A 19968-nucleotide genomic window follows, 5' to 3' on the forward strand; every position below is an offset into this window, starting at 1 on the left:
CCGCCCCCGGCTGACGGCCGTGATATGGGAGACACCAACCGCCAGTGGCGGCTCGCGGCGCGGCCGACCGGCGAGCCGACCCACGACACGTTCGAACTGGTCGAGGCCGGGGTCCCCGACCCCGAACACGGCGAGGTCCTCGTCCGCACCATCTACCAGTCCGTCGACCCGTACATGCGCGGGCGGATGCGCGACGCCGAGTCCTACGCCGAGCCGTGGGAGCCGGGCGAGCCGATGCGCGCCGGCGTCGTCGGCGAGGTCGTCGAGAGCCGGGCCGACCGGTTCGACGAGGGCGATGTCGTCACGGGCGACCTGCTGTGGGCGGAGTACGCGACCGCCACCGCCACCGAACTCCGACGGGTGGACCCGTCGCTGGCGCCCGTCTCCACGGCCGTCGGCGTGCTGGGGATGCCCGGTGTGACCGCGTTCCACGGGTTCATGGACAAGGGCAAGCCACAGGCCGGCGACACGGTCGTCGTGAGCGCGGCCGCGGGCGCGGTCGGCAGCGTCGTCGGCCAGCTGGCGAGCGCGATGGGCTGTGACGTGATCGGCATCGCCGGCGCCGAGGAGAAATGCGACTGGCTGACCGACGACCTCGGCTTCGACGCCGCGGTCAACTACGAGGAGGAGGACGTCGGGCGGGCGGTAGCCGAGGCGGCGCCCGGCGGCGTCGACGTCTACTTCGACAACGTCGGCGGCCCCGTCACGGACGCGGTGTGGCCGTCGCTCAACGACTTCGCTCGTGTCGTCGCGTGCGGACAGATCTCCCTCTACAACGCGACGGAGCTGCCGACCGGGCCCCGGAAGCTGACCGACGCGGTCCAGAAGCGACTGAAGATCGAGGGCTTCATTGTGCGGGACTACGACCGCTGGGGCCACGCCCTCCGGCGACTGGGTGGACTCGTTCGGGACGGCGACCTGCAGTACCGCGAGCACGTCATCGAGGGCTTCGAGAACGCCCCCGACGCCTTCCTCGGCCTGTTCGAGGGTATCAATATCGGGAAGACGCTGGTGAAGGTCGGCGAGGAACCCGAACTCCCCTGACAGCTCGCGCTCGCTTCGCTCGCACGGACGGAGGTACTCAGCTGAGGCCGCATCACAACCGTCGCGTTCTGCCAGTATCGCCCCGACCGACCTGGATCGAACGGGGCACGGGCCGTCCCGGCTGGTGCTGAGACGTTCGCGGTATAAACAGGCTAGCTGTGCCGTGAGAACTGACCTACCCGTGACGTACGTACAGTCGCCCGATGAGCCCCCGACAGGAGGAGAACCACACCGACGGCGTGTCGACCACTACCGGTAATGACGGCGCGAACTCCCGGCCGACCTACCCTGAGCGTGGCGGCATCGACGTCCTCGACTCGTTGCTGGTTCGCCAGCCGATCGCTGAGGGGCGAACTCGGACCGTCAGCGACTTGCTGGCGGACTGGGCAGCGGACAACAGCGACGGCGACGCCCGCACACTGTTGCCCGTCGATGGCGTAACGCTGGTGACGCTGTTTCTCGACGACGGTGGATTCGGCTGGACCGACGACGCCGGCCACGCTTCAGGACGTGGTGACGCACTGCTGTGGTATATCGAAGTAGTCGATGACGACGCCGAGGCGTGGACGAACCCGGACACGACTATCCGAACTGTGTCACCGCTGTTCGAGGGTGAGTTGGACGACTCGCTCACCGACGAGGCGACGGTTCACGCCGCCGGTCGTAGCAGCCATCGATACGTCACCCACGTCACCAACCCCCACCGGAAGTCGCGGTACGCCGACGCAGTGGGGCGGTCGCTGGTCGCTCCCGTCGCTGGCGACGAGTTACCGATCCCGGTCGCGATCACCTCCCTCGCGGTGAAAGCCGGACCGACCAGCACACTCGTCGCACGCGCCGTCGATCTGGTGAACCAGCTCAAGCGGTTCGACCGTGTCCGGTCCTGGGCCCGTGACGAGACGGAGACCGTCGAGGCGGAAGCGATGTACACCGAGTCGCTGCTACTGGAGGCAGTCGGCGACCGTCAGGTGGTCCACTACTACATGGAGACCGAGGACATGGACCGCCTCTACGAAGCGTTCTACGGCGCCGACGATTGGGAAGCACGCCTCTCGGAGTGGGTGCTGCGGCGCGTACTGGCGACTCCCGAGACGTTCCTCGAACCGCCGTTGGAGACGGACTGTGAGGTCCTGATCCATGCTGTCGACCCCGAGCGACCCTGATCTCTATGTCGGCTCGGTCCACAGGGACCAGTATGCAGGCCGCGCGCATCGCCCTGGAGATACCGGCCGAACATCTCCACCCGATGCATCAGTTCGTCTGCGAGTCGCCAGCGATCGACAGGGAGACCATACTCGAACGGGACGCCAGTGGTGAGACGACCACACTGTTGCTCCACGTTGCGGGCGACCGCCAGCGCTACGAGCGGACGATCGACGGGGTTCCAGAGGTGGCGGAATGGACGACCACCGCGGCCCAAGAGGGGTTCTACGTCTACGTTCGGACGGAGTTGCGCACCCGCGAGCAGCAGTACCGCCAGGCATTGGACCGTGACGCCGTGCTCGTGGTGCCACCGGTGGAGTTGCGTTCGGATCGAACTGTCAGACAGACAATGGTCGGCCACAGCGATGCCCTCTCCGCGGCGATAGACGCACTCCCCGACACCGTCGACGTCGAGGTGCTCCGGACCGGTACGTACGACCGCGCGAGTGGCGCCCAGGTGAGCGAGCGCCAGCGGGAAGCGCTCGCCGCAGCGTGGGACGTCGGCTACTACGAGGTTCCCCGTGAGGGGGACATCGAGGCAGTGGCCGGCGAGTTGGACTGTGCCAGTTCCACGGCCTCGGACCTGCTTCGGCGGGCCGAACGGCGAGTCGTGGCGGCCACACTGGACGAGCGAGCGTGAGGTGACGCTCAGCTACACACGGCCAGTTGTCGACCGAAACCCTCTGCATACCAGTAGCTGGGAACACGCGTTCTCTATCAACTATCGCGATGAGACCGGACCGGGACGCCGGGACGCGGATCAACCGTCCGGATGCCTGAGGACTTCATCATATGTCCTCCACGGCGTGCGAGATACAGCGGGTACGTTCCCCTACCGGTCTCTATTCCGAGGCAGGGGTCCTGAGGGTATCGTTTAGTAGTTCCTCAGGGAGGCGACCCCCCGTTCCATCCTACTCAACGGGCAACGCCTCGATGATATACTCCAGTTTCAGTGGGCCATAGACATGAGGGAACGTACTCCCTCTATCGTCCTCATCCGTCCCGTATCGAACCGGAGCTTCGACCCTGGATTCATCCAGGAGTAGGAGAACTAACTCCTTGTCGTCGACACGGTCGTAGTCCGCGACGACGACCACCCCGGCTTCGAACAGTGGACGAACCCTTGCTCAGCAACTGACCCGGGGCGGTACTCCCCCTGCTGTTCGGATCTCCGCCCGCCCGTCCGTGGAAGGGCGTGGACGATGTGGGGCATACGAACCGTTGCTACGAATCGAGTAAATAGATCATCCGCGCACGACACCCCCGTATCGTTCCATGACTGACGTGTGCCCTCTATCCGGCAAAGGATCGACGACCCTCCCGACAGCTGTCGTCTCGGGCGTGCTGAACACGGAGGCCGTATTCGGCAGTCCACGTCCTGCCATCGCGCGCCCGTCTCAGAGCCCGCAACAGCGAATGTACTATTAAGACGGATCGGTCCGCCCGGGGACCATACAGTGGATACGAAAACGGAAACGGGGAGAGCGGTTTCGATAGACGACGATCCGAAGTGGCTACTGGTCTTTCTCGTCGTGGTCGCGGTGTATATCGGGATCAGCCAGTTCGTTGATGGGCCTGTGGCGAGCGAGTCAGCAGTGATACAACACACCGTTGAGGCCGTGTGGTTCCTCGGCCTCGCGATGATAGGGGCTGTCTTTCTCCATATTGATAGCGCTGACGCGACAGATATCGGACTCTCACGCCGGTTCGTCCTTCCCGGTGTCGGTGCCTTCCTCGTCATCTGGATCGGGCTGAACGGTATCGGCGTGGGGCTCGCAGTCCTGAGTGGCAACCCCTGGGGGTTCGATCTGCTTACCCCGGTCGCCGTCGGGAGCCTCGTCGCGGCAATGAGCTATGCGTTCATCGAGGAACTCGTGTTCCGCGGGTACCTGCAGGGAAAGGTTCGGAGCGTTCTCGGGGCGAACAGTACGCTCTCGCGGGGAGTGGCGATCGTCACGGCGGGTGTCCTGTTCGGACTCGGCCACGTGCCGCGGATTCTGGTTGAGGGGGGATACGTGAGCGGTACGTCAGTCGCCGGGACACTGCTCGTACTCACACTCAGCGGAATCGGGTTCGGGGTGGTGTACGAACTCACGGAGAACCTCTATCTGGTAGGGCTTCTTCACGGCCTCGGCAACAGTTGGCCACTACTGGTAGATGGGTTCGCGTGGGACGGCGCCGTCCAGACTGGTTTCTTTGCTACCATCGGTGTCGTCTATCTCGGTGTCACCGGTGCCTACAGGGCGTTCACGGCGGAGACACGAGTGACACCACACGTCCGAATCGGCGAGCATGAAGAGGAGATATCGTGACCTGCCGCAGTAGTAAACTACCGCCCTCCACCCAAGCGGAGCCGGCTGATCCCCTCGACGACTGTCATCTCGGGCGTGCTGAGTATGGGCCACGTCCCCCTCACGGCGCCACTCACCTACCACTGAGCGATTCCGTCGCGGCTGTCGACCGGTCCGCCCTGTACACCACGTGAACGGAGCACGGCCCCCGGCATCTCGAGCGTTCTCCGCGGCGAACGGATCGTCGGCTGCGCCGGCGATGTCGGCGCGAGGAAGCCCGAAGCGTAAGACGGCTCGTGGCTACCGACCCAGCTTCTCGCGGGCGACCTTCATGCCGCCCGGCGTGATGATGACCTGGTCGTCGTCCTTCTGGACCACGTCGCCGCCGACCTCCTGGGCGACCTGCTTCAGTTCGTCGTAGATCTGCTCCATCGTCCGGTCGGTGGTGGTGTGCCGGGTGATGTCGGCGATGACGAGGCCGCCGTCGTAGACGGCGTCCTTGATGTCGACGACGTCCTGCCGGTCGCTGATCTCGGCGATGTGGACCTGCCGGTCGGCCGCGCCGGCGTCGGCGTCGAAGTCATCGATGTCGAGTTCGACGTACTCGTCGGCGCTGCGCTGTCCTCCCCCGATGAGCTTGCTCATCAGTCCCATAGCAGTCGAACGAACTGCCGTCCTGATAAATCCGCGTCAGACGCGCGTCACACAGGCGTTCCTGACACGTTCGTCTCGTCCCCGCCCGGCGGCTCTCCCGGCAGCAGGGGCGCACGTCGGCCCGTGGACCGGACGCGATTCCGGCGGGGGGTCCTCCCACAGCCGACCGGGACATCACATAGGCTCGCGCCCGCGCGGAATGGCGAACGGTTCGACACCGGCATCGATGGAACGGTTCGACACCGGCATCGATGACGGAATCCACCCCGCCGGCACCCGCTGCCCCGACGGCCGTCCCTTCGGGCGAATCCACGGGTACAGGAATGAGGGGGCCAATTTGCACGGTTTACGAACGAGGTTTCAGTCGCGGCGCCCCCCTGCGCCGGGTACAGCACGAAGGAGCGTGGCTCACTAAGGGCTGTCTCGCGGCGGGCCGTCCTCCGGACCGTCGGCGCGGCTGCGGGGACGGCTGCCGTGACCGGCCTCGGCGCCGCGGAGCAACCGGAGGAGACGAACGTGGGCATCAAACCGGGGGCGCGAGGCGCCGAACGGGAGGCGAACCGTCGGGCCGACTCCGTCCGGAAGACCATCGACCTCGGTCACGTCGGGCGGGTCGTCGTCGGGCGGTTCTCCGAGCAGGCCCACAGGAAGCTGGAGAACCGGCGCGGCGTCCAGTACGTCGAGCCGAACTACACCGCACAGAAGCTCGGGGAGACGCTCCCGGCCGGTATCGACCGCGTCGACGCGGACGTGCTCCACTCCGAGGGGACGGCCGGTAGCGGGGCGACGGTCGCCATCCTCGACACGGGCGTCGACGACGACCATCCGGACCTGGCCGACAACACCGACCCGTCGCTGGGGGCGGCCTTCGGCTCCTCCTGTGGCTCCGAGTCGGGCGACTGCCGGTTCGGCCGCGAGGGGTACAACGGCAACGACTGCAACTACGAGTGGTCCGACGACGACCACGGGAGCCACGTCGCCGGAACGGCCAACGCCGTCCGGGGGAACAGCGAGGGTGTCGACGAGGTCCGGAGCAAGCAGAACGGCACCGACATCGTCGTGACCGCGACCGACACCGACGGCGCCACCGGTTCAGGCTCGCGGGGCATCTGAGCGCGGCCGCGGCCGCGCTCGCCGGGGCACCCACGTTTTTCCTCGTCCACCGCGACGACTCGGCCATGACCTTCAGCATCTGCGTCCACGAGTCCTACGAGGACGACGACGGCACCGAGCAGCACCGGTTCGGCGTCGCGGTCACCACGCGTCTCGCGGGCGTGGGGACGCTCTGCCCGTTCGTCAACGAGCACGGCGCGGTCGCCACCCAGTCGCTGGTGAACGTCTCGCTCGGCGAGCGTGGGGTGGCGTACCTCGCCGACGGGCTCGCGGTCGAGGACGCCCTGGAGTCGCTGCTGAACGCCGATGACGGCCGCGAGAACCGCCAGCTCCACGGTGTCGATCGGCAGGGTACCTTCGCCTTCTCCGGCGACGAGTGCGGCGACTGGTACGGCGATGCCGAGGGTGAGGACTACACCGTCGCGGGCAACCTGCTCACCGGACCGGAGACCCTGGACGCCGTCGCGACGACGTGGGAGGCGGCCGACCCCGCGGACCCGCTGCCGGCGCGGCTCGTCGCCGCGCTCCGGGCCGGCCACGAGGCCGGCGGCGACAAGCGCGAGGAGCTCGCGGTCCAGAGCGCCGCGCTCAAACTGGTCGACACCGCCAGGGCCGACCCCGCCACCGCCCCCTACCAGCACGACCTCCGGGTCGACGCCACCGAGACGCCCATCGACGACCTGCGCGAGACGTACGAGCTGGCGGTGCAGAGCCACGAGACGGCGATGGAGCGCTACGAGGACGCGTACGAGGAGGACGAGATGGACGACGCCGAGGGGGTGGAGTAGGCGGCCCCTCGCCGGAATCCGGCCGCCGACGCCGGTCGCCCTCGTCGAGGGGATCGAACTTTCTGCCCGGGCGGTGTGCGGCCGCCATGACGTCCATCCCGGACGACTACCACGATCTGTTCGAGAAGCCGACCATCGCCCACCTCTCGACGCTGCTGCCGGACGGGGCGCCCCACAGCGCACCGGTCTGGATCGACTACGACACCGACGCCGACCGGCTGCTGGTCAACACCGAGCGCGAGAGCCGGAAGGAGAAGAACGTCCGTGGGGACCGCCGCGTCGCCGTCAGCATGACTGATCCCGACGACCCCTACCGGATGCTCTCCGTCCGCGGCGCGGTCGCGGCGGTCACGACCGACGGTGCTCGCGAGCATATCGACGAACTCACCCAGCGCTACATGGGCGAGTCCGAGTATCCCAGCCCTATCCGGACCGAGCGCGTTATCCTCTCCATCACGGTCGAACACGCCACCGGGATGGGAGAATAGGTCCCCTATCCGCCACAGGCAGGGGATAGTTCACACATCGGGAGCGACAGCCGGGACACGGACGGGTAGTCCTGCCCCCAGCACGAACGCGTGAACTGTCACCTCGTCGCGGTACTCGTCGCCGTCGCCATCCTGCTGGCGGCGACCCCCGCGGTGTTCCAGTCGCGCTTCCGCACGGTGTCCTGGGTCGTCGGCGCGGCCGCCGCGACCACCATCATCGCGATGTCGCCGCTGGCGGTGCTGTCGCCGGGCGGTCTCCAGGACTTTGCCATCGCCACCATCGTCGGCGTCCTGCTGGGCGTCCTCGTCACCCGCCCGGCCTCCGGAGCCCCGTCCTGGGGGCGTAGGAAGCGACATCCGTCGTCCAGGCGCGACAGTTCTTCCAGAAGCTGCATAATAACCGCCGAATCGGCGAACTCGTTCGGATACTGGGCGGGTTTTTGACATCTGACTCCCACAGGTCACGTGCAATGCTGCCTGCAGCAGCCGAGACATCCCGCTACAGATCTAGGTCGTACAGCGCGCCGTACTTCTCGCGGACGTAGTCGAGGAAGTAGTCGGCGGTGAACGCCTCGCCGGTCGCCTCCTCCAGGAGGTCGTTCGTCTCGTGTGCCGCGCCGTGGTGGTGGACGTTCTCGGTGAGCCAGTCGTGCAGCGGCTCGAACTCGCCGGCGTTGATTCTCCCCTCGAGGTCGTCGATGTCGTCCTCGGCGGCGGCGTAGAGCTGGGCGGCCATCACCGAGCCCAGCGTGTACGTCGGGAAGTAGCCGAAGGAGCCGTGCGACCAGTGGATGTCCTGCAGGCAGCCCATCGCGTCCGTCTCGGGCCGGAAGCCGAGGTACTCCTCCATCTTCTCGTTCCACACCGCCGGCACCTCGTCGACGTCGAGGTCGCCGGCGACGAGCGCCTGCTCGATCTCGTAGCGCAGGACGATATGCATGTGATAGGTCAGCTCGTCGGCCTCGACGCGGATCGGGTTGTCGTCGTACACCTGGTTGGCGGCCTCGTAGGCGTCGCGGGCCGAGAGCCCCTCGCCGGAGGGGAACTGCTCCTGGAAGGTCGGGAGGAACCGCTCCCACCAGGCCTGCGAGCGGCCGACGTGGTTCTCCCAGAGCCGGGACTGGGACTCGTGGACGGAGAGGCCGCGGTGGCTCCCGAGCGGCGTGCCGTACTCGTCCTGCCGGAGGCCGAGCGTGTAGGTCGCGTGCCCGAACTCGTGGATGGTCGAGGAGAGCGCGTCCACGGGGTTCGCCGGGTCGAACCGGGTCGTGACGCGGGCGTCGAACTGGGTGCCCGTCGAGAACGGGTGGGTCGAGCGGTCGAGCCGGCCGTGGTCCCACGGGTAGCCCAGTTCATCGAGCGCGTCGCGGGCGACCGCCTCCTGCGTGTCGGGGTCGTACTCGCCGTCGAAGGCGTCCTCGGCGAGGGTGACGCCGGAGTCGGCGATGGCGTCAATGATGGGGACCAGCTCCTCGCGCAGGCGCGTGAGGACCCGGTCGGCGACCTCGAGGTCGAGGCAGGGCTCGTAGTCCGCGAACAGGACCGCATAGGGGTCCGCGTCCGGGTCGATATGCTCGGCGTACTCCCGCTTCAGGTCGAGCAGCGTCTCCACCGTCGGCGCGAACCGCGCCCAGTCGGACGCCTCGCGGGCCTCCTCCCACACGGGGAGCGCGTTGCTCGTCTCCTCGGAGATGCGCTCGACCAGGTCGCCGGGAACGGCGGCCTCGCGCTCGTACTCGCGGCGGATCTCCCGGACGACCGCCGACTGCTCGGCGGTCAGATCGGCGTCGACGAGCTCGTCCAGCCGGTCGCCGACCGCGTCGGCCGTGAGCGTCTCGTGCTGGACGCTGGAGAGCGCGGACTGCTGTTTCGAGCGGGCGGGGGTGCCGCCCTCTGGCATCATGGTCTGCTGGTCCCAGGAGAGCAGCATCCCGGCGTCGTTCAGATAGGTGGCCTGCCGGTAGCGGTCCAGCAGGTCGTGGTACGCGTCCGGCGCGCCGGCGTGAGGGCTGTCCGTCTCGGCGTCCGCGTCGGTGGATTCGGGCTCGGTCGCCATACCGATGGCAGGGCCGGGCGGGGTTTCAACCTCCCGGCGGCGGCCACGACGCCGGCGGCTCAGTCGAGGGTGAACGTCCCGGCGACGCGCCGGTAGAGCCGGTAGCAGCGGTCCACGGTCGCCAGCGAGACGGACTCGTCGGCGGTGTGGGCCTCGCCGCGCTCGGCGGCGCCACAGACCACCGGTTCGGTCCCGGCGCGGGCGGCCAGCCAGCCGGCATCCGTCGCGTGCGGTTTCACGACGTGCTCCGGCCGGGGCGGCCGGTCTCCGTCGCCGAGCGGGTCGTCCGGGTGCTCGTGTGCGGCCCGGGCGGCGGCCAGCACGGCGTCGGCGAACCGCTCGTCCCGGCAGGCCATCGGCGGGAGGTCCTGCTCCACCTGCCAGTCGACGCCCTCGCCGGCCGCCCGCTCGACGTCGGCACGGTCGCCCGGGACCGTTCGCTCGTCGACGGTCACCTCGCAGCGCTCGGGGATGACGTTCCACGCGCTGCCCCCCTCGATGCCCGTGACAGCGACGGTCCCCGCGAGGTCGTGGCCCAGCACCTCCGCCCGGGGCGTATCGAGGTCGCGGACGGCGACGATGGCGTCGCCCGCCCGGTAGACCGCGTTCTGGCCGCGGTCGGGCTGGCTCGCGTGGGCCGCCCGCCCGTGGGCGACCAGCGTGGACGCGCGCCGGCCCTTGTGTGCGACCGCCACGTCCGTCACGCCCTCGCCGGAGTAGCCCGTCGACCCCTCGCCGACGACGGCCCAGTCCGGCGCGAACCCGTCGTCGATGGCCGCGCGACAGCCCTCGCCGCCGACCTCCTCGCCACCGAACGACGCGAAGGTCAGGCGGGGCCCGTCCGCGGGGAGGGCGGCGTCCCGGAACGCGCAGGCCAGCGCCGCGAGCGAGCCCTTCATATCGGCGCTCCCGCGGCCGTAGAGGCGCCCGTCACGCGTCCCGACGACGTAACTCCCGTCGTCGTTCGCCTGCGCGTCGTCCGGCGGAACGACGTCGTGGTGGCCGACGAACGCCAGCGTCGGCGCGTCGGTCGCGGGCGGATACGTCGGCTCCGCGCCCGGCGCTCGTGCGGCGAGGACGTTGCCGTGCGCGTCACGGGTCACGGCGGCGTCGGTCGTCCCGCGGAGCCACCGCTCCAGCAGGTCGCCGGCGGCGGTCTCGTCGGCGTGGCTCGGCGTGGCGACGAGGTCGCGAGCCAGGTCGCGGACGTCGTCGGTGGCGGCCGGCGGGTCGCGGTCGGGCATGTGTCTCCGGTGGCGGCCGGGCGTCTAAACGCTCACGCCGGGCATCGCCCCCGAACCCAACGTCCGTGTGACCGGCTGCCGCGGTCACAAGGGTTATGAGATGGTGTGTCGTACCATACCGTGTATGTCGACCACGGACGAGAGTGTTCTGGACGAGTTCCTGGCGGACCGTGGACACGAGACCGAATCGGCTGGCTGGGAGCGCGACTATAACAAGAAGCGCTGCCCCGAGTGCGCCGGTATCCACGATCTCGAGGCCTCTGCCTGCTCCGTGTGTGGCTGGTCCCCGACCTGAGCCGACGGCCTCGTTGCGGCGTCTCCGTCGGCTCCGACGACGAACAGCGTTATACCGGAGGGGGGCCTGTGGCCGATAATGAGCCAATCGCACGTGACACGCCTCTTCGGTGGCCCCGGGAGCGGGAAGACCACCGCCCTGCTCGACAGGGTGGACGGGATGCTCGACGACGGGGTCGACATGCGCGACATCCTCGTCGTCTCCTACACCCGCGCCGCCGCCCAGGAGATCCGTGAGCGGCTCGCGGAGCGGCTCGACCGCTCGCCGAAGTCGCTGAAGGGCAACGTCTGCACGATGCACGCAAAGGCCTACGAGCTGTTGAACCTCTCCCGCGGGGACGTGGTCGACGAGGAGCACAAGGAGGCGTTCTGCGACGACTACGGCATCGAGTTCGAGGACGAGAACGACAGCGGCCGGCGCCGCTCGGCCCGCTCGACGACCATCGGCAACAAGATCATCGCCACCAGCCAGTGGCTCCAGCGGACCCGCCGCGACGTCGCCGACTGGTACGACGTCCCGTTCAAGTGGGACGACGACGAGGTCCGGCTCCCGCCTGATATCGACGAGAACGCACAGACCGGCAACAAGTACACCCCGACCTGGCCCTCCGACGACGACCGCATCGACGTGCCCGAGGCGATCCGCGCCTGGCGGGCCTACAAGGGCGAGGAGGGGGTCGTCGGCTTCGCGGATATGCTCGAACGGGTCCAGCAGCGCTCGAAGGTCCCCAGCGTCGACCACCTCGTCATCGACGAGTTCCAGGACATCACCACCCTCCAGTACGACGTCTTCGAGGAGTGGCGTCCCCACATGGAGTCGGTCCTCATCGCCGGCGACGACGACCAGGTCGTCTACGCCTGGCAGGGCGCGGACCCGAACCTCCTGCTCGACGAGGCCGTCGACGACGACGAGGTGCTGCCCAACTCCTACCGGCTCCCCTCGCGCATCCTGAACGTCGTCAACCGGCAGATCCGCCACCTGGACAAGCGCCAGGAGAAGGACCTCAAGCCGCGCAAGCAGGGCGGCGCGTTCGAGGCCGTCCGGAACCCCTCCATCATGGAGCTCTCGCGGAACGTCCGCAACACCATCGAGCAGGACGAGGACGGGACCGCGATGATCCTCTTCCGGGCGCGCTACCAGATGTTCCAGTTCGTCGACGAGTTCATCGACCAGGGGATGCCGTTCGTCTCGCTGACCGACACCCGGCTCTGGACCGACCGCCTGCAGGGCTACGTCCGCGCCGTCGAGACGTACGACGAGGACGAGCCGCTCACGGGGCTGGAGGCCCGGCGGCTGGCGGAGATGCTGGCCGACTCGGCCTTCGGCACCGGCGGCCGCGACGAGATGTTCGACGCCCTCGACGAGCTGCAGGACGCCGAGGGTGTCGACGACCTGACCGAGATGGAGGTCCCCCCGGAGTTCGTCAAGGAGCACGCGCCGTTCGCGCCCGGCCCGGCCAGCGCCAGCGACATGCTCACCCGGGTCTCGAACTTCCAGGAGCGCTCCGTGGACGCCTACTTCTCGGGTCAGTACACCGGGATGGACCCGAACCGCATCCGCGTCGGCACCATCCACTCCGCGAAGGGGCGCGAGGCCGACCACGTCTTCGTCGCCACCGACCTCACGGAGAAGGTGGTCGAGCAGATGTCGGCTTCCGTCGACGAGGACGACCTCCCGCCGGGGGTCACCTTCGACAAGCGGGCCGACCCCGTCCCGATGCTGACCGACAACGAGCGCCGCGTCTTCTACGTCGGCATGTCCCGGGCTCGCGAACGCCTGGTGCTGCTGGAGAACCTCATCGACGGGGCGCCGACGCTCCCGCTGGACGTGCTCATCGAGAACGCGCCGACCGACCACTCGCTGGACGAACTCCGGAAGCGGGCACAGCAACCACTGGCCGAGCCCGCGGAAGTCGAGTAACGGGCGTCTCCGCTGCCGCCCGTCCCGATACCGGAGTCGCTACTCCGCCCCGGGCTGGAACCCGATACCGTCGGGCCACCCCGTCGGCGCGGCCGCGCTCGGCTCCGCGAACTCGCGTTTGAGCACCATCGGCGTCCGCTCCAGCGAGAGGACGAGCTCGTCGTCCTGGTTGAACGCACGCAGTTCGGTGGTGACGATGCCGACGTGCTCGCGGGAGTCCAGTTCCCGCTTCGACAGCACCTCGCTCTCGGCGAAGATGGTGTCCCCGTGGTAGACCGGAGCGTGATGCCGGACGTTGTCGTAGCCGAGGTTGGCCGTCGCGTTCGCGCTCACGTCGATGACGCTCATCCCGACGGCGAGCGCGAACACGTATGTGCCGTCGACGAGGCGCTCGCCGAACTCCGTCTCCGCGGCGTACGCCTCGTTGAAATGCATCGGGTTGACGTTCATCGTCAGGTTGGTGAACCAGACGTTGTCCGTCTCGGTCACCGTGCGCCCGTACGGGTGCTTGTAGACGTCGCCGACGGTGAAGTCCTCGTAGAAGCGGCCCTGCCAGCCCTCGACCAGTCGGCGGTCGTGGTCCTCGCCCCCGGCGTCCGTGTCGTTGTCGTTGGTCATACGCCCGCCTCGCGGGGCGGCGACTAACCGGTTGTGGCGACCCCGTGGCCGGCCGACCGCCGACCGGCGGCCCCGACGGGAAGGTTTAGGCGCTCGCCCGGCGACCCGCCGACGTATGTCCGAGGCAACGCAGAGCGCGGGCCGGGCGGTCGCCACCGCGTCGTCGCCCGCCGACGAGTTCCGGCAGCTCCCGCCGGACGAGCAGCGGGCGACCTTCTTCGGGCTCCCGGAGACGGTCCGCGAGTCGCTCGTGGCCGACATGGACGAGGACGCCCTGCGGGCGTTCGTCCGCCGGCTCGACCCGGACGAGGGGGCGGACGTGCTCGGGTTCGCCGACCAGGTGACACGGGAGACGGTGCTCCGGCGGCTCGACGAGGACCGTCGCGAGAAGGTATCGTACCTGCTGGAGTTCAGCCCGGAGACCGCGGCCGGGCTGATGCATCTGGACTACGTCACCGTCGACGCCGACCGGGACCTGTCGACGGTCGCCGAGCGGGTGCAGCGACACGAGGACCGGACCGGCCGGGTACCGACCGTCTTCGTGACCGACGGGGACGAACTGCTGGGCGAGCTGCCGGGGCAGACGCTGGCGCTCGAGGGCCCGCTCGACCTCCGCGACCACGTCGTCGGGACGCCGGCCGTCGCCTACGACAGCCCCGACACGGAGGTCGTCGACGTGTTCCGGGAGAACCCGGAGCGGTCGGTCGCCGTGCTCGACGACGACGGCGCTATCCTCGGGGTCATCTACGCCGGGGACCTCCTCCGCGTCATCGAGGAGGAGGCCGGCGAGACGCTGTACGAGTTCACCGGCGTCCGGGAGGAGGAGAGCGTCCTCGACGGGCCGCTGTCGAAGATCCGCTACCGGTACCGGTGGCTCATCATCAATCTCGGGACCGCGTTCCTGGCGGCGGGGATGGTCGGGGTCTTCGAGGACACCATCGCGGCGTTCACGCTGCTGGCGGTGTACATGCCGGTCGTCGCGGGGATGGGCGGGAACGCGGGCACCCAGTCGATGGCGGTCACCGTCCGCGGACTCGCACTGGGCCAGGTGTCGCTCGCGACGGGGGGGCGGGTCATCGTGAACGAGGTGATCGCGGGAGCGGCGAACGGCGCCATCACGGGGATCCTGGTCGCGGTCATCGCGTCGGTGTTCAACCAGAGCCCGCTGCTGGGGCTGGTCCTCGGGGTGTCGATGGTCCTGAACCTGATCATCGCGGGCTTCTTCGGGACCCTCATTCCGCTCGCCCTCGACCGGGTCGGGAAGGACCCCGCCACGTCGGCGACCATCTTCATCACCACCGCGACGGACGTGCTGGGCTTCTTCATCTTCCTCGGGCTGGCGCAGGTCGTCCTCGCGGCGCCCGCCTGACGGGGCCGGCGGCCTCGACGCTGGCCCCTGGACCGGGACTCACTCCGCCTCGACCTCGCCTCCCTCTCCGGGCTCCCCGAACCGGTCCCCGAGCGCGCCGAGTTCGTCGTTGATATCGTCCCGGAGCTCTCGCCCGGGAGGATGTCACCCAGCGCCGCGCCGAAGGCGGCGACCGTCCAGACGACGCTGATACGGGCCAGGGCGACCACCGGCTCCTGCCACTCGCCGACCCGGCCCCACATCGTCATCAGTGCTGCGGCGGTGAGGAAGGAGACGACCGCGATGCCGACCAGCCGGCGGGGGATGACCCCGAAGACCGGGCGGTACACCTGCACGTCCTGGGGGCCGGCCCAGTAGACAAGCGCCGCGATCATCAGCACGACGAAGACGGCGTTCAGCATAAAGAACACAGGGAAGGCGCCGAGCCGGAAGGAGAGGAAGTAGGCCGCCACCTCGAAGACGCCGTCCTCGACGAGGAAGGGGACGGCAAAGAAGATGCTCCCGACGAACCCCTCGGCGATATCCCGGCCGGTGTACTTCCGGATACGGTCGCCGAGCGCCCGGTCCATGGCGGCCTCGACGGCCTCGACCCGGAGTCGCTGGACCTCGCGGCGCTCGGCGGCGTTCCCGACGGCGGCCTCCAGCTCGTCGAACTGCTCCTGGAGTGCCACCACCAGCGCGCTGTCGGTCAGCTCCTCCGACTCCACCAGGTCGCCGCCGACCCGGCTCGCCGGACGCTTCGGGGTCGGGTGGTCGGTCGCCGCCGCGACCGTCGGGGTCGTCTCCGCATCGCCGGCGAGGATATCCCCCAGCGCCGCGCCCAGCGAGCCCACCGTCCAGATGACGTTGATGCGCGCGAGCGATTCGGTCGGTCGCGCCCAGGACACCCGCCCCCAGACGGTCATCAGTGCCGTCGCGACCACGAACGAGACGGCGAGGATCATCACCACCCGCAGGGGGATACGGCCGAACAGCATCGCCGTCTCCTCGCGGTTCCGGCCGGTCCACTCCAGCAGCGCGTGGGTCATCAGCACCACGAACAGCGTGTTCGCGGCGAGGAAGACGGGAACCCCGCCGAACGTAGCGGTGAACAGGTAGTCGCCGATGCCGAAGATGCCCCCCTCGACCAGCAGCGGCGAGGCGAAGACGACGCTGCCGACGAACGCCTCGGCGGCGTCGCTGGCCTGGAGTTCGCGCCGACCGGACTCGATGAGACCCCGCTCGTGGGCCGCCGCGACCAGGTCCTTCGTCTCCCGGATCTCCGTCCGGGCCTCGTCGGACTCCGCCCCGCCCAACCCGTCGAGGTCCTCCAACAGGTCCTCGACGCCGATACGGTCGGCCCGCGGCGCCTCGACGGGTTCGTCCGGCGGCACTCCGCCGTCCGACGGGTCGGTCACCCCGTCGGGGCCCCCGGTCGGTCGTTCCTCTGGCATGCTGTATCGATAGGGCGGGTAGCGGCAGGTGACGTATAGGTCTGTCCGACAGTCGGTCGTCCCGGGCGTTACGGGAACGGTTCGGTGCTCTCCTCACCGTCGCGGTGTCGTCGGACGACGACCGGGCCGAGCGACTGTGCGGCCAGCTGCTCGGCGGGTTCGCCGGAGCGAAACGACCGGAGCGACGGCCCCCTCTCGCCCATCACGACGGCGTCGTGGCCAGCGGCTGCCAGCGCGATGGCCTCCCGTGGGATCCCGGCGGTCGTCACGGCGGTCCCGACGACGGGCGCCTCACCGTCCCTGTTGGTCGTCCCGTCCGGCGAGGGGGGGCCGGTATCCGACACGCTGAGCATGCGTATGCTCTCACCCATCCGACAGTTCCCCCCGGTGGCACCGACGACCGTTCCGTCGGCGCGGGGGACGGTTCATCGATCGGGGGCGGACGTATAGAGATAGCCGCCGGACAGATCGATAGTTCGTGTTTCCCAGAAGGAGTCGGCGAAGCTTCTCGGTAGTTCCTGGAGTCATAACTCTCTCCCGAGGGACGTATCGGAACACGACACTCGACGACAACTCGGAGGGACCGCTGACGCGACCGTGCCGCGAGCGCATCGGCGAACCCGCGACGACGGACGAGGCGACGGGGTACGCCTTCGAGGGCGGCGCCTGCCGCGCGGTGCGGAACGTCCGGTCCGACGCCGAGTCGTCCCGACTGAACCCGTCGCCGGTAGCTATTCCCCCGTGGCGCCGGTCCGGGAGGTATGGCCGACATGACTGTCGAGGAGGCGATGGCGAAGTACGGGCCCAGCGAGATCACCCGCGAGGACCTGCTGGAACTGGACGACCCGGCGTACGCACCCGGGAACGTCGCGCTCGTCACCGGCGGCGCCGCGGGCATCGGCCGGGCGACGACGCTTGCGTTCGCGGCCAACGGGCTGACGGTGGTCGCGACGGACCGTGACGAAGAGGGCCTGGCCGAGGTCCAGGAGCGAGCAGCCGACCTCGACCTCCCCGGGACGGTCGAGACCGTCGCGGGGGACCTCGCGGACGACGCCGACCTCGAACGCATCGTTGACGAGGCCGCCGGACACGGGAACCTCCGCTATCTCGCGAACATCGCGGGCATCCAGACGGTCGCGCCCATCGAGTCGTTCCCCGTCGAGAAGTACGACCTGATGCACGACGTGATGCAGCGGGCGCCGCTGCTGCTCACCAAGCACTGCATGCCCCACTTCGAGCAGGGCGACGGCCGTGGGGTCGTCGGCAACATGTGCTCGGTCCACGGTCACATCGTCACGCAGGACAAGGTGGCGTACAACACGACGAAGTTCGGGCTCCGCGGGCTCACCCAGTCCATCGCTGCCGAGGGTGGCGGCAAGGTCCGGGCCTTCACCGTCTCGACGGCGTACGTCAAGACCGGACTGGTCGCAAAGCAGCTGCCCGACACCGCCGACCAACGCGGCCTGACCGTCGACGAGGTGGTCGAGCAGGTGATGCTCGAGCAGACCCGGGTCAAGGAGATGATGGAGCCCTACGAGGTGGCGAACCTCTACGTGATGGGCTGCTCGCGCCACAGCAGACACCTCAACGGCGGCGACATGACCCACGAGGGCGGCATGAGCCTCACCTACTGACCGCGCTCCCCGTCGAGCGCGGCCCGGCGTAGCTCCTCGCAGCGCTCCGATCCGACGGTCAGGTCCGGCACTGGCACCGGGCTGCCGTCGTCAGCGATGGCGACGAAGACGAACCGGGAGTCAGTGGTCCGCTCGCGCTCGCCAGTGCGGGGGTCCTCGTGGAACGCGCGCAGCCGGACCCGGATGCTCGTCCGCCCGGTCGCGTAGGCGTAGCCGACGACGACACAGGTCTCGCCCTGCGGGATGGGTTGCTCGAAATCCAGGTCGTCGACGCTCGCGGTCACGCACGTCTCGCCGGCGTGTCGCATCGCGCAGATCGCCCCGACCTCGTCCAGCCACCGCATCACGTTCCCGCCGTGGGCCGAGCCGTGGTTGTTCGTGTCGTTGGGCTGGATGCGCTCCCGGTTCTCGATATGGGTCTCGCCGATCGTCGCCATGGCGCCCGTTCCGCCGCCCGGGACAAAGCTCCCCCGGCGGACCCGCCCGGCGACCCTGTCGACCGGCCCGACCGCGCCACGACCGACGGCCCGTATGAGCGATGCGCTCGCCGACGGCCGTCGTGACCGCCGCCCCGTCGACGTGCCTGCGCAGGGCGTGTTCTCTCTCGGCGGGCGGTCGGCGCGGGAGCCGGAGAGGGGAGGCGGCGGCTCAGTCGATGTAGCCCAGCGCGTTCTCGATGCGGCCCAGCTCCGGGCCGGAGGTGTCCTCGCCGACGACGAAGCCGTTCCCGTTGGCGACCAGCCCCGAGCCGACCAGGGGGCCGCCGTAGTTGATGGTGCCGAGGTCGGCGGGGACGCCCAGGAGGTCCTCGAGGAAATCCAGTTCCTCGTCGGTCGACTTCGGATGGCAGAGCACTCCCCGGTTGGTGGCGACGGCGGCGGTACCGACGGTGCGGACGCCGGCGAGGTCGCCGCGCTCGACGGGGACGTCGAGCGTGTCCTGCACCGCCTGGACGGCGTTGCGTGAGAGGTCCGGATGGACGAAGGCGCCGTGGTCGTTGCAGAGCACGACGTTACCGGCGGCGTTGACGCGGCCGGGGAGCTCGCCGACGGGGTGGTCGGTGGCGGCCTCCAGCTGCTCTACCTCGCGGTCGGTGGCGCGGCTGCTCACCAGCAGCCCGTTGGCGTTCCCGGTCGCCAGCGCCCCCACGGTCGAGGCGCCGCCGACGGTCGTCGACACCGCGGGCACGCCGAGTTCGTCGACGAACGACTCTCGGAGGTCACGGTCGGCGTCGGGACGGAGCAACAGGCAGTCGTCGGTGGCCCGGCTGAAGACGCCGATGTACGACGAGCCGGCGAAGGCCGCCCGGAGCACGTTACGCAGTCTCTGCTTCGACGACCGCCGCGCCCTCCTCCTCGAAGCGGGCGGCCCGCACGCGGAGCTTGGACGGGGGCTTCTTGCGACCGCGCTCCCAGACCGCCTCGTTGATGGAGGGGTCGAGGCGCACGTCGTCCTCGTCGACCTTGAAATGCTTCGCGAGATGGGCGCGGATGATGCTCATGGCCTTGTCCGCGCGCTGGTGTTTGGCCTCGGCCTGCACGTCACGCAGCGGCACCGTCACCACGCGCTCCTCGAAATCACTCGCGCTCATCTACTCGTCCGTGTCGTTGCGCCGCCAGTTCCGGCGCTTGGGGTTTCGCGTGGTGTCGCGGTCGGTCTTCATGATGACCCAGGCCGGCACCCGGCTGTTCTGGTTCTCCAGCTTGGCCAGCCGCTTCTTCTTGGCCTTCGACTTCTTGCTCATGGTACCGATGGTTCCGACGGAGCGGTTAAAATCCTGTTCCTTTGGGCGCCCGCTCGCCGCCCTCCCACCCCGTC

21 protein-coding genes and 1 pseudogene are annotated in these 19968 nt (G+C 69.1%); 12 read left to right on the forward strand and 10 right to left on the reverse strand.

Features of this window, described 5'->3' with window-relative positions; all coding sequences use genetic code 11:
• Positions 1–24: 24 nt before the first annotated feature.
• The 3 genes from DP107_RS13575 to DP107_RS13585 all read left to right on the forward strand — a co-directional run bounded on the left by DP107_RS13575 (position 25) and on the right by DP107_RS13585 (position 2887).
• Positions 25–1044, forward strand: a complete 1020-nt coding sequence (locus DP107_RS13575) for an NADP-dependent oxidoreductase (protein WP_144262690.1) — start codon at positions 25–27, stop codon at positions 1042–1044.
• Positions 1045–1247: 203 nt separating this feature from the next.
• Positions 1248–2207: a hypothetical protein gene (locus DP107_RS13580; RefSeq protein WP_144262691.1), complete on the forward strand. Its 960-nt coding sequence runs from the start codon at positions 1248–1250 to the stop codon at positions 2205–2207.
• A gap of 32 nt (positions 2208–2239) precedes the next feature.
• Positions 2240–2887 (forward strand): helix-turn-helix domain-containing protein, encoded by a 648-nt coding sequence (locus tag DP107_RS13585; RefSeq protein WP_185977311.1) that lies wholly within the window; start codon positions 2240–2242, stop codon positions 2885–2887.
• Between the two features lie 271 nt (positions 2888–3158).
• On the opposite strand, the gene DP107_RS21470 is transcribed toward DP107_RS13585, so the two are convergent.
• Entirely contained in the window at positions 3159–3344 is a 186-nt protein-coding gene (locus tag DP107_RS21470; protein WP_185977312.1) for a DUF952 domain-containing protein, read from the reverse strand.
• Between the two features lie 360 nt (positions 3345–3704).
• Here DP107_RS21470 and DP107_RS13595 point away from each other — a divergent pair, with 360 nt between their 5' ends.
• A complete protein-coding gene (locus DP107_RS13595) occupies positions 3705–4559 on the forward strand; it encodes a CPBP family intramembrane glutamic endopeptidase (RefSeq protein ID WP_144262693.1) in 855 nt (284 codons plus the stop codon).
• A 279-nt stretch (positions 4560–4838) separates the two neighbouring features.
• On the opposite strand, the gene DP107_RS13600 is transcribed toward DP107_RS13595, so the two are convergent.
• The gene (locus DP107_RS13600) at positions 4839–5192 is read right to left on the reverse strand and encodes a cell division protein SepF (RefSeq protein WP_144262694.1); all 354 of its coding nucleotides are present in this window, start codon (positions 5190–5192) and stop codon (positions 4839–4841) included.
• 474 nt (positions 5193–5666) lie between these two features.
• Here DP107_RS13600 and DP107_RS13605 point away from each other — a divergent pair, with 474 nt between their 5' ends.
• The 4 genes and pseudogenes from DP107_RS13605 to DP107_RS13620 form a co-directional block, all read left to right on the forward strand.
• On the forward strand, positions 5667–6305 hold the full coding sequence (locus DP107_RS13605) for a S8 family serine peptidase (RefSeq protein WP_144262695.1): 639 nt from the start codon (positions 5667–5669) through the stop codon (positions 6303–6305).
• 65 nt (positions 6306–6370) lie between these two features.
• A complete protein-coding gene (locus tag DP107_RS13610) occupies positions 6371–7093 on the forward strand; it encodes a DUF1028 domain-containing protein (RefSeq protein WP_144262696.1) in 723 nt (240 codons plus the stop codon).
• 86 nt (positions 7094–7179) lie between these two features.
• Complete coding sequence (locus DP107_RS13615; protein ID WP_144262697.1) at positions 7180–7581, forward strand: PPOX class F420-dependent oxidoreductase; 402 nt, start codon at positions 7180–7182, stop codon at positions 7579–7581.
• A gap of 153 nt (positions 7582–7734) precedes the next feature.
• Positions 7735–7908 (forward strand): annotated as a pseudogene (locus DP107_RS13620) (preprotein translocase subunit SecD); the annotation flags it as partial.
• A 172-nt stretch (positions 7909–8080) separates the two neighbouring features.
• Here the strand turns inward: DP107_RS13620 and DP107_RS13625 are convergent.
• Both DP107_RS13625 and DP107_RS13630 read right to left on the reverse strand, forming a co-directional pair.
• Complete coding sequence (locus tag DP107_RS13625) at positions 8081–9637, reverse strand: carboxypeptidase M32 (protein WP_144262698.1); 1557 nt, start codon at positions 9635–9637, stop codon at positions 8081–8083.
• Between the two features lie 59 nt (positions 9638–9696).
• Positions 9697–10881, reverse strand: coding sequence for a M20 family metallopeptidase (locus DP107_RS13630; RefSeq protein ID WP_144262699.1), 1185 nt, complete (start codon positions 10879–10881; stop codon positions 9697–9699).
• 124 nt (positions 10882–11005) lie between these two features.
• Between DP107_RS13630 and DP107_RS20135 the strand changes: the two genes are divergently transcribed.
• Complete coding sequence (locus DP107_RS20135; RefSeq protein WP_185977313.1) at positions 11006–11176, forward strand: HVO_0416 family zinc finger protein; 171 nt, start codon at positions 11006–11008, stop codon at positions 11174–11176.
• A 78-nt stretch (positions 11177–11254) separates the two neighbouring features.
• Positions 11255–13096, forward strand: a complete 1842-nt coding sequence (locus DP107_RS13635; protein WP_144262700.1) for a UvrD-helicase domain-containing protein — start codon at positions 11255–11257, stop codon at positions 13094–13096.
• Positions 13097–13135: 39 nt separating this feature from the next.
• On the opposite strand, the gene DP107_RS13640 is transcribed toward DP107_RS13635, so the two are convergent.
• Positions 13136–13714 carry a MaoC family dehydratase gene (locus DP107_RS13640; RefSeq protein ID WP_144262701.1) on the reverse strand — a complete coding sequence of 193 codons (579 nt, stop codon included), beginning with the start codon at positions 13712–13714 and terminating at the stop codon, positions 13136–13138.
• Between the two features lie 115 nt (positions 13715–13829).
• Here DP107_RS13640 and DP107_RS13645 point away from each other — a divergent pair, with 115 nt between their 5' ends.
• Complete coding sequence (locus DP107_RS13645; RefSeq protein WP_144262702.1) at positions 13830–15083, forward strand: magnesium transporter; 1254 nt, start codon at positions 13830–13832, stop codon at positions 15081–15083.
• Between the two features lie 1501 nt (positions 15084–16584).
• Here DP107_RS13645 and DP107_RS13650 read toward each other — a convergent pair.
• Positions 16585–16869: a hypothetical protein gene (locus DP107_RS13650; protein WP_185977314.1), complete on the reverse strand. Its 285-nt coding sequence runs from the start codon at positions 16867–16869 to the stop codon at positions 16585–16587.
• 417 nt (positions 16870–17286) lie between these two features.
• On the opposite strand from DP107_RS13650, the gene DP107_RS13655 reads away from it, so the two are divergent.
• Entirely contained in the window at positions 17287–18150 is an 864-nt protein-coding gene (locus DP107_RS13655; protein WP_144262746.1) for an SDR family NAD(P)-dependent oxidoreductase, read from the forward strand.
• Here DP107_RS13655 and DP107_RS13660 read toward each other — a convergent pair.
• The 4 genes from DP107_RS13660 to DP107_RS13675 all read right to left on the reverse strand — a co-directional run bounded on the left by DP107_RS13660 (position 18144) and on the right by DP107_RS13675 (position 19894).
• Positions 18144–18587, reverse strand: coding sequence for an acyl-CoA thioesterase (locus DP107_RS13660; RefSeq protein ID WP_144262704.1), 444 nt, complete (start codon positions 18585–18587; stop codon positions 18144–18146). The two genes, DP107_RS13655 and DP107_RS13660, sit on opposite strands and share 7 nt — an antisense overlap.
• A 211-nt stretch (positions 18588–18798) precedes the next feature.
• Complete coding sequence (locus DP107_RS13665; protein WP_144262705.1) at positions 18799–19464, reverse strand: translation initiation factor IF-6; 666 nt, start codon at positions 19462–19464, stop codon at positions 18799–18801.
• Between the two features lies 1 nt (position 19465).
• On the reverse strand, positions 19466–19741 hold the full coding sequence (locus DP107_RS13670) for a 50S ribosomal protein L31e (protein WP_144262706.1): 276 nt from the start codon (positions 19739–19741) through the stop codon (positions 19466–19468).
• A complete protein-coding gene (locus DP107_RS13675; RefSeq protein ID WP_144262707.1) occupies positions 19742–19894 on the reverse strand; it encodes a 50S ribosomal protein L39e in 153 nt (50 codons plus the stop codon). It lies immediately after the preceding gene.
• Positions 19895–19968 lie beyond the last annotated feature (74 nt).

It is taken from the genome of Haloglomus irregulare (assembly GCF_007421925.1).
In the GTDB taxonomy this organism is placed as follows: domain Archaea; phylum Halobacteriota; class Halobacteria; order Halobacteriales; family Haloarculaceae; genus Haloglomus; species Haloglomus irregulare.

Coding starts and splice junctions, on each gene's coding strand:
- DP107_RS13640 (WP_144262701.1), bottom strand. CDS start 13,714: ATGACCAACGACAACGACACGGACGCCGGGGGCGAGGACCACGACCGC.
- DP107_RS13585 (WP_185977311.1), top strand. CDS start 2,240: ATGCAGGCCGCGCGCATCGCCCTGGAGATACCGGCCGAACATCTCCAC.
- DP107_RS13635 (WP_144262700.1), top strand. CDS start 11,255: ATGAGCCAATCGCACGTGACACGCCTCTTCGGTGGCCCCGGGAGCGGG.
- DP107_RS13575 (WP_144262690.1), top strand. CDS start 25: ATGGGAGACACCAACCGCCAGTGGCGGCTCGCGGCGCGGCCGACCGGC.
- DP107_RS13610 (WP_144262696.1), top strand. CDS start 6,371: ATGACCTTCAGCATCTGCGTCCACGAGTCCTACGAGGACGACGACGGC.
- DP107_RS13670 (WP_144262706.1), bottom strand. CDS start 19,741: ATGAGCGCGAGTGATTTCGAGGAGCGCGTGGTGACGGTGCCGCTGCGT.
- DP107_RS13600 (WP_144262694.1), bottom strand. CDS start 5,192: ATGGGACTGATGAGCAAGCTCATCGGGGGAGGACAGCGCAGCGCCGAC.
- DP107_RS13645 (WP_144262702.1), top strand. CDS start 13,830: ATGTCCGAGGCAACGCAGAGCGCGGGCCGGGCGGTCGCCACCGCGTCG.
- DP107_RS13630 (WP_144262699.1), bottom strand. CDS start 10,881: ATGCCCGACCGCGACCCGCCGGCCGCCACCGACGACGTCCGCGACCTG.
- DP107_RS13625 (WP_144262698.1), bottom strand. CDS start 9,637: ATGGCGACCGAGCCCGAATCCACCGACGCGGACGCCGAGACGGACAGC.
- DP107_RS20135 (WP_185977313.1), top strand. CDS start 11,006: ATGTCGACCACGGACGAGAGTGTTCTGGACGAGTTCCTGGCGGACCGT.
- DP107_RS13615 (WP_144262697.1), top strand. CDS start 7,180: ATGACGTCCATCCCGGACGACTACCACGATCTGTTCGAGAAGCCGACC.
- DP107_RS13660 (WP_144262704.1), bottom strand. CDS start 18,587: ATGGCGACGATCGGCGAGACCCATATCGAGAACCGGGAGCGCATCCAG.
- DP107_RS13655 (WP_144262746.1), top strand. CDS start 17,287: ATGACTGTCGAGGAGGCGATGGCGAAGTACGGGCCCAGCGAGATCACC.
- DP107_RS13675 (WP_144262707.1), bottom strand. CDS start 19,894: ATGAGCAAGAAGTCGAAGGCCAAGAAGAAGCGGCTGGCCAAGCTGGAG.
- DP107_RS13650 (WP_185977314.1), bottom strand. CDS start 16,869: ATGCTCAGCGTGTCGGATACCGGCCCCCCCTCGCCGGACGGGACGACC.
- DP107_RS13580 (WP_144262691.1), top strand. CDS start 1,248: ATGAGCCCCCGACAGGAGGAGAACCACACCGACGGCGTGTCGACCACT.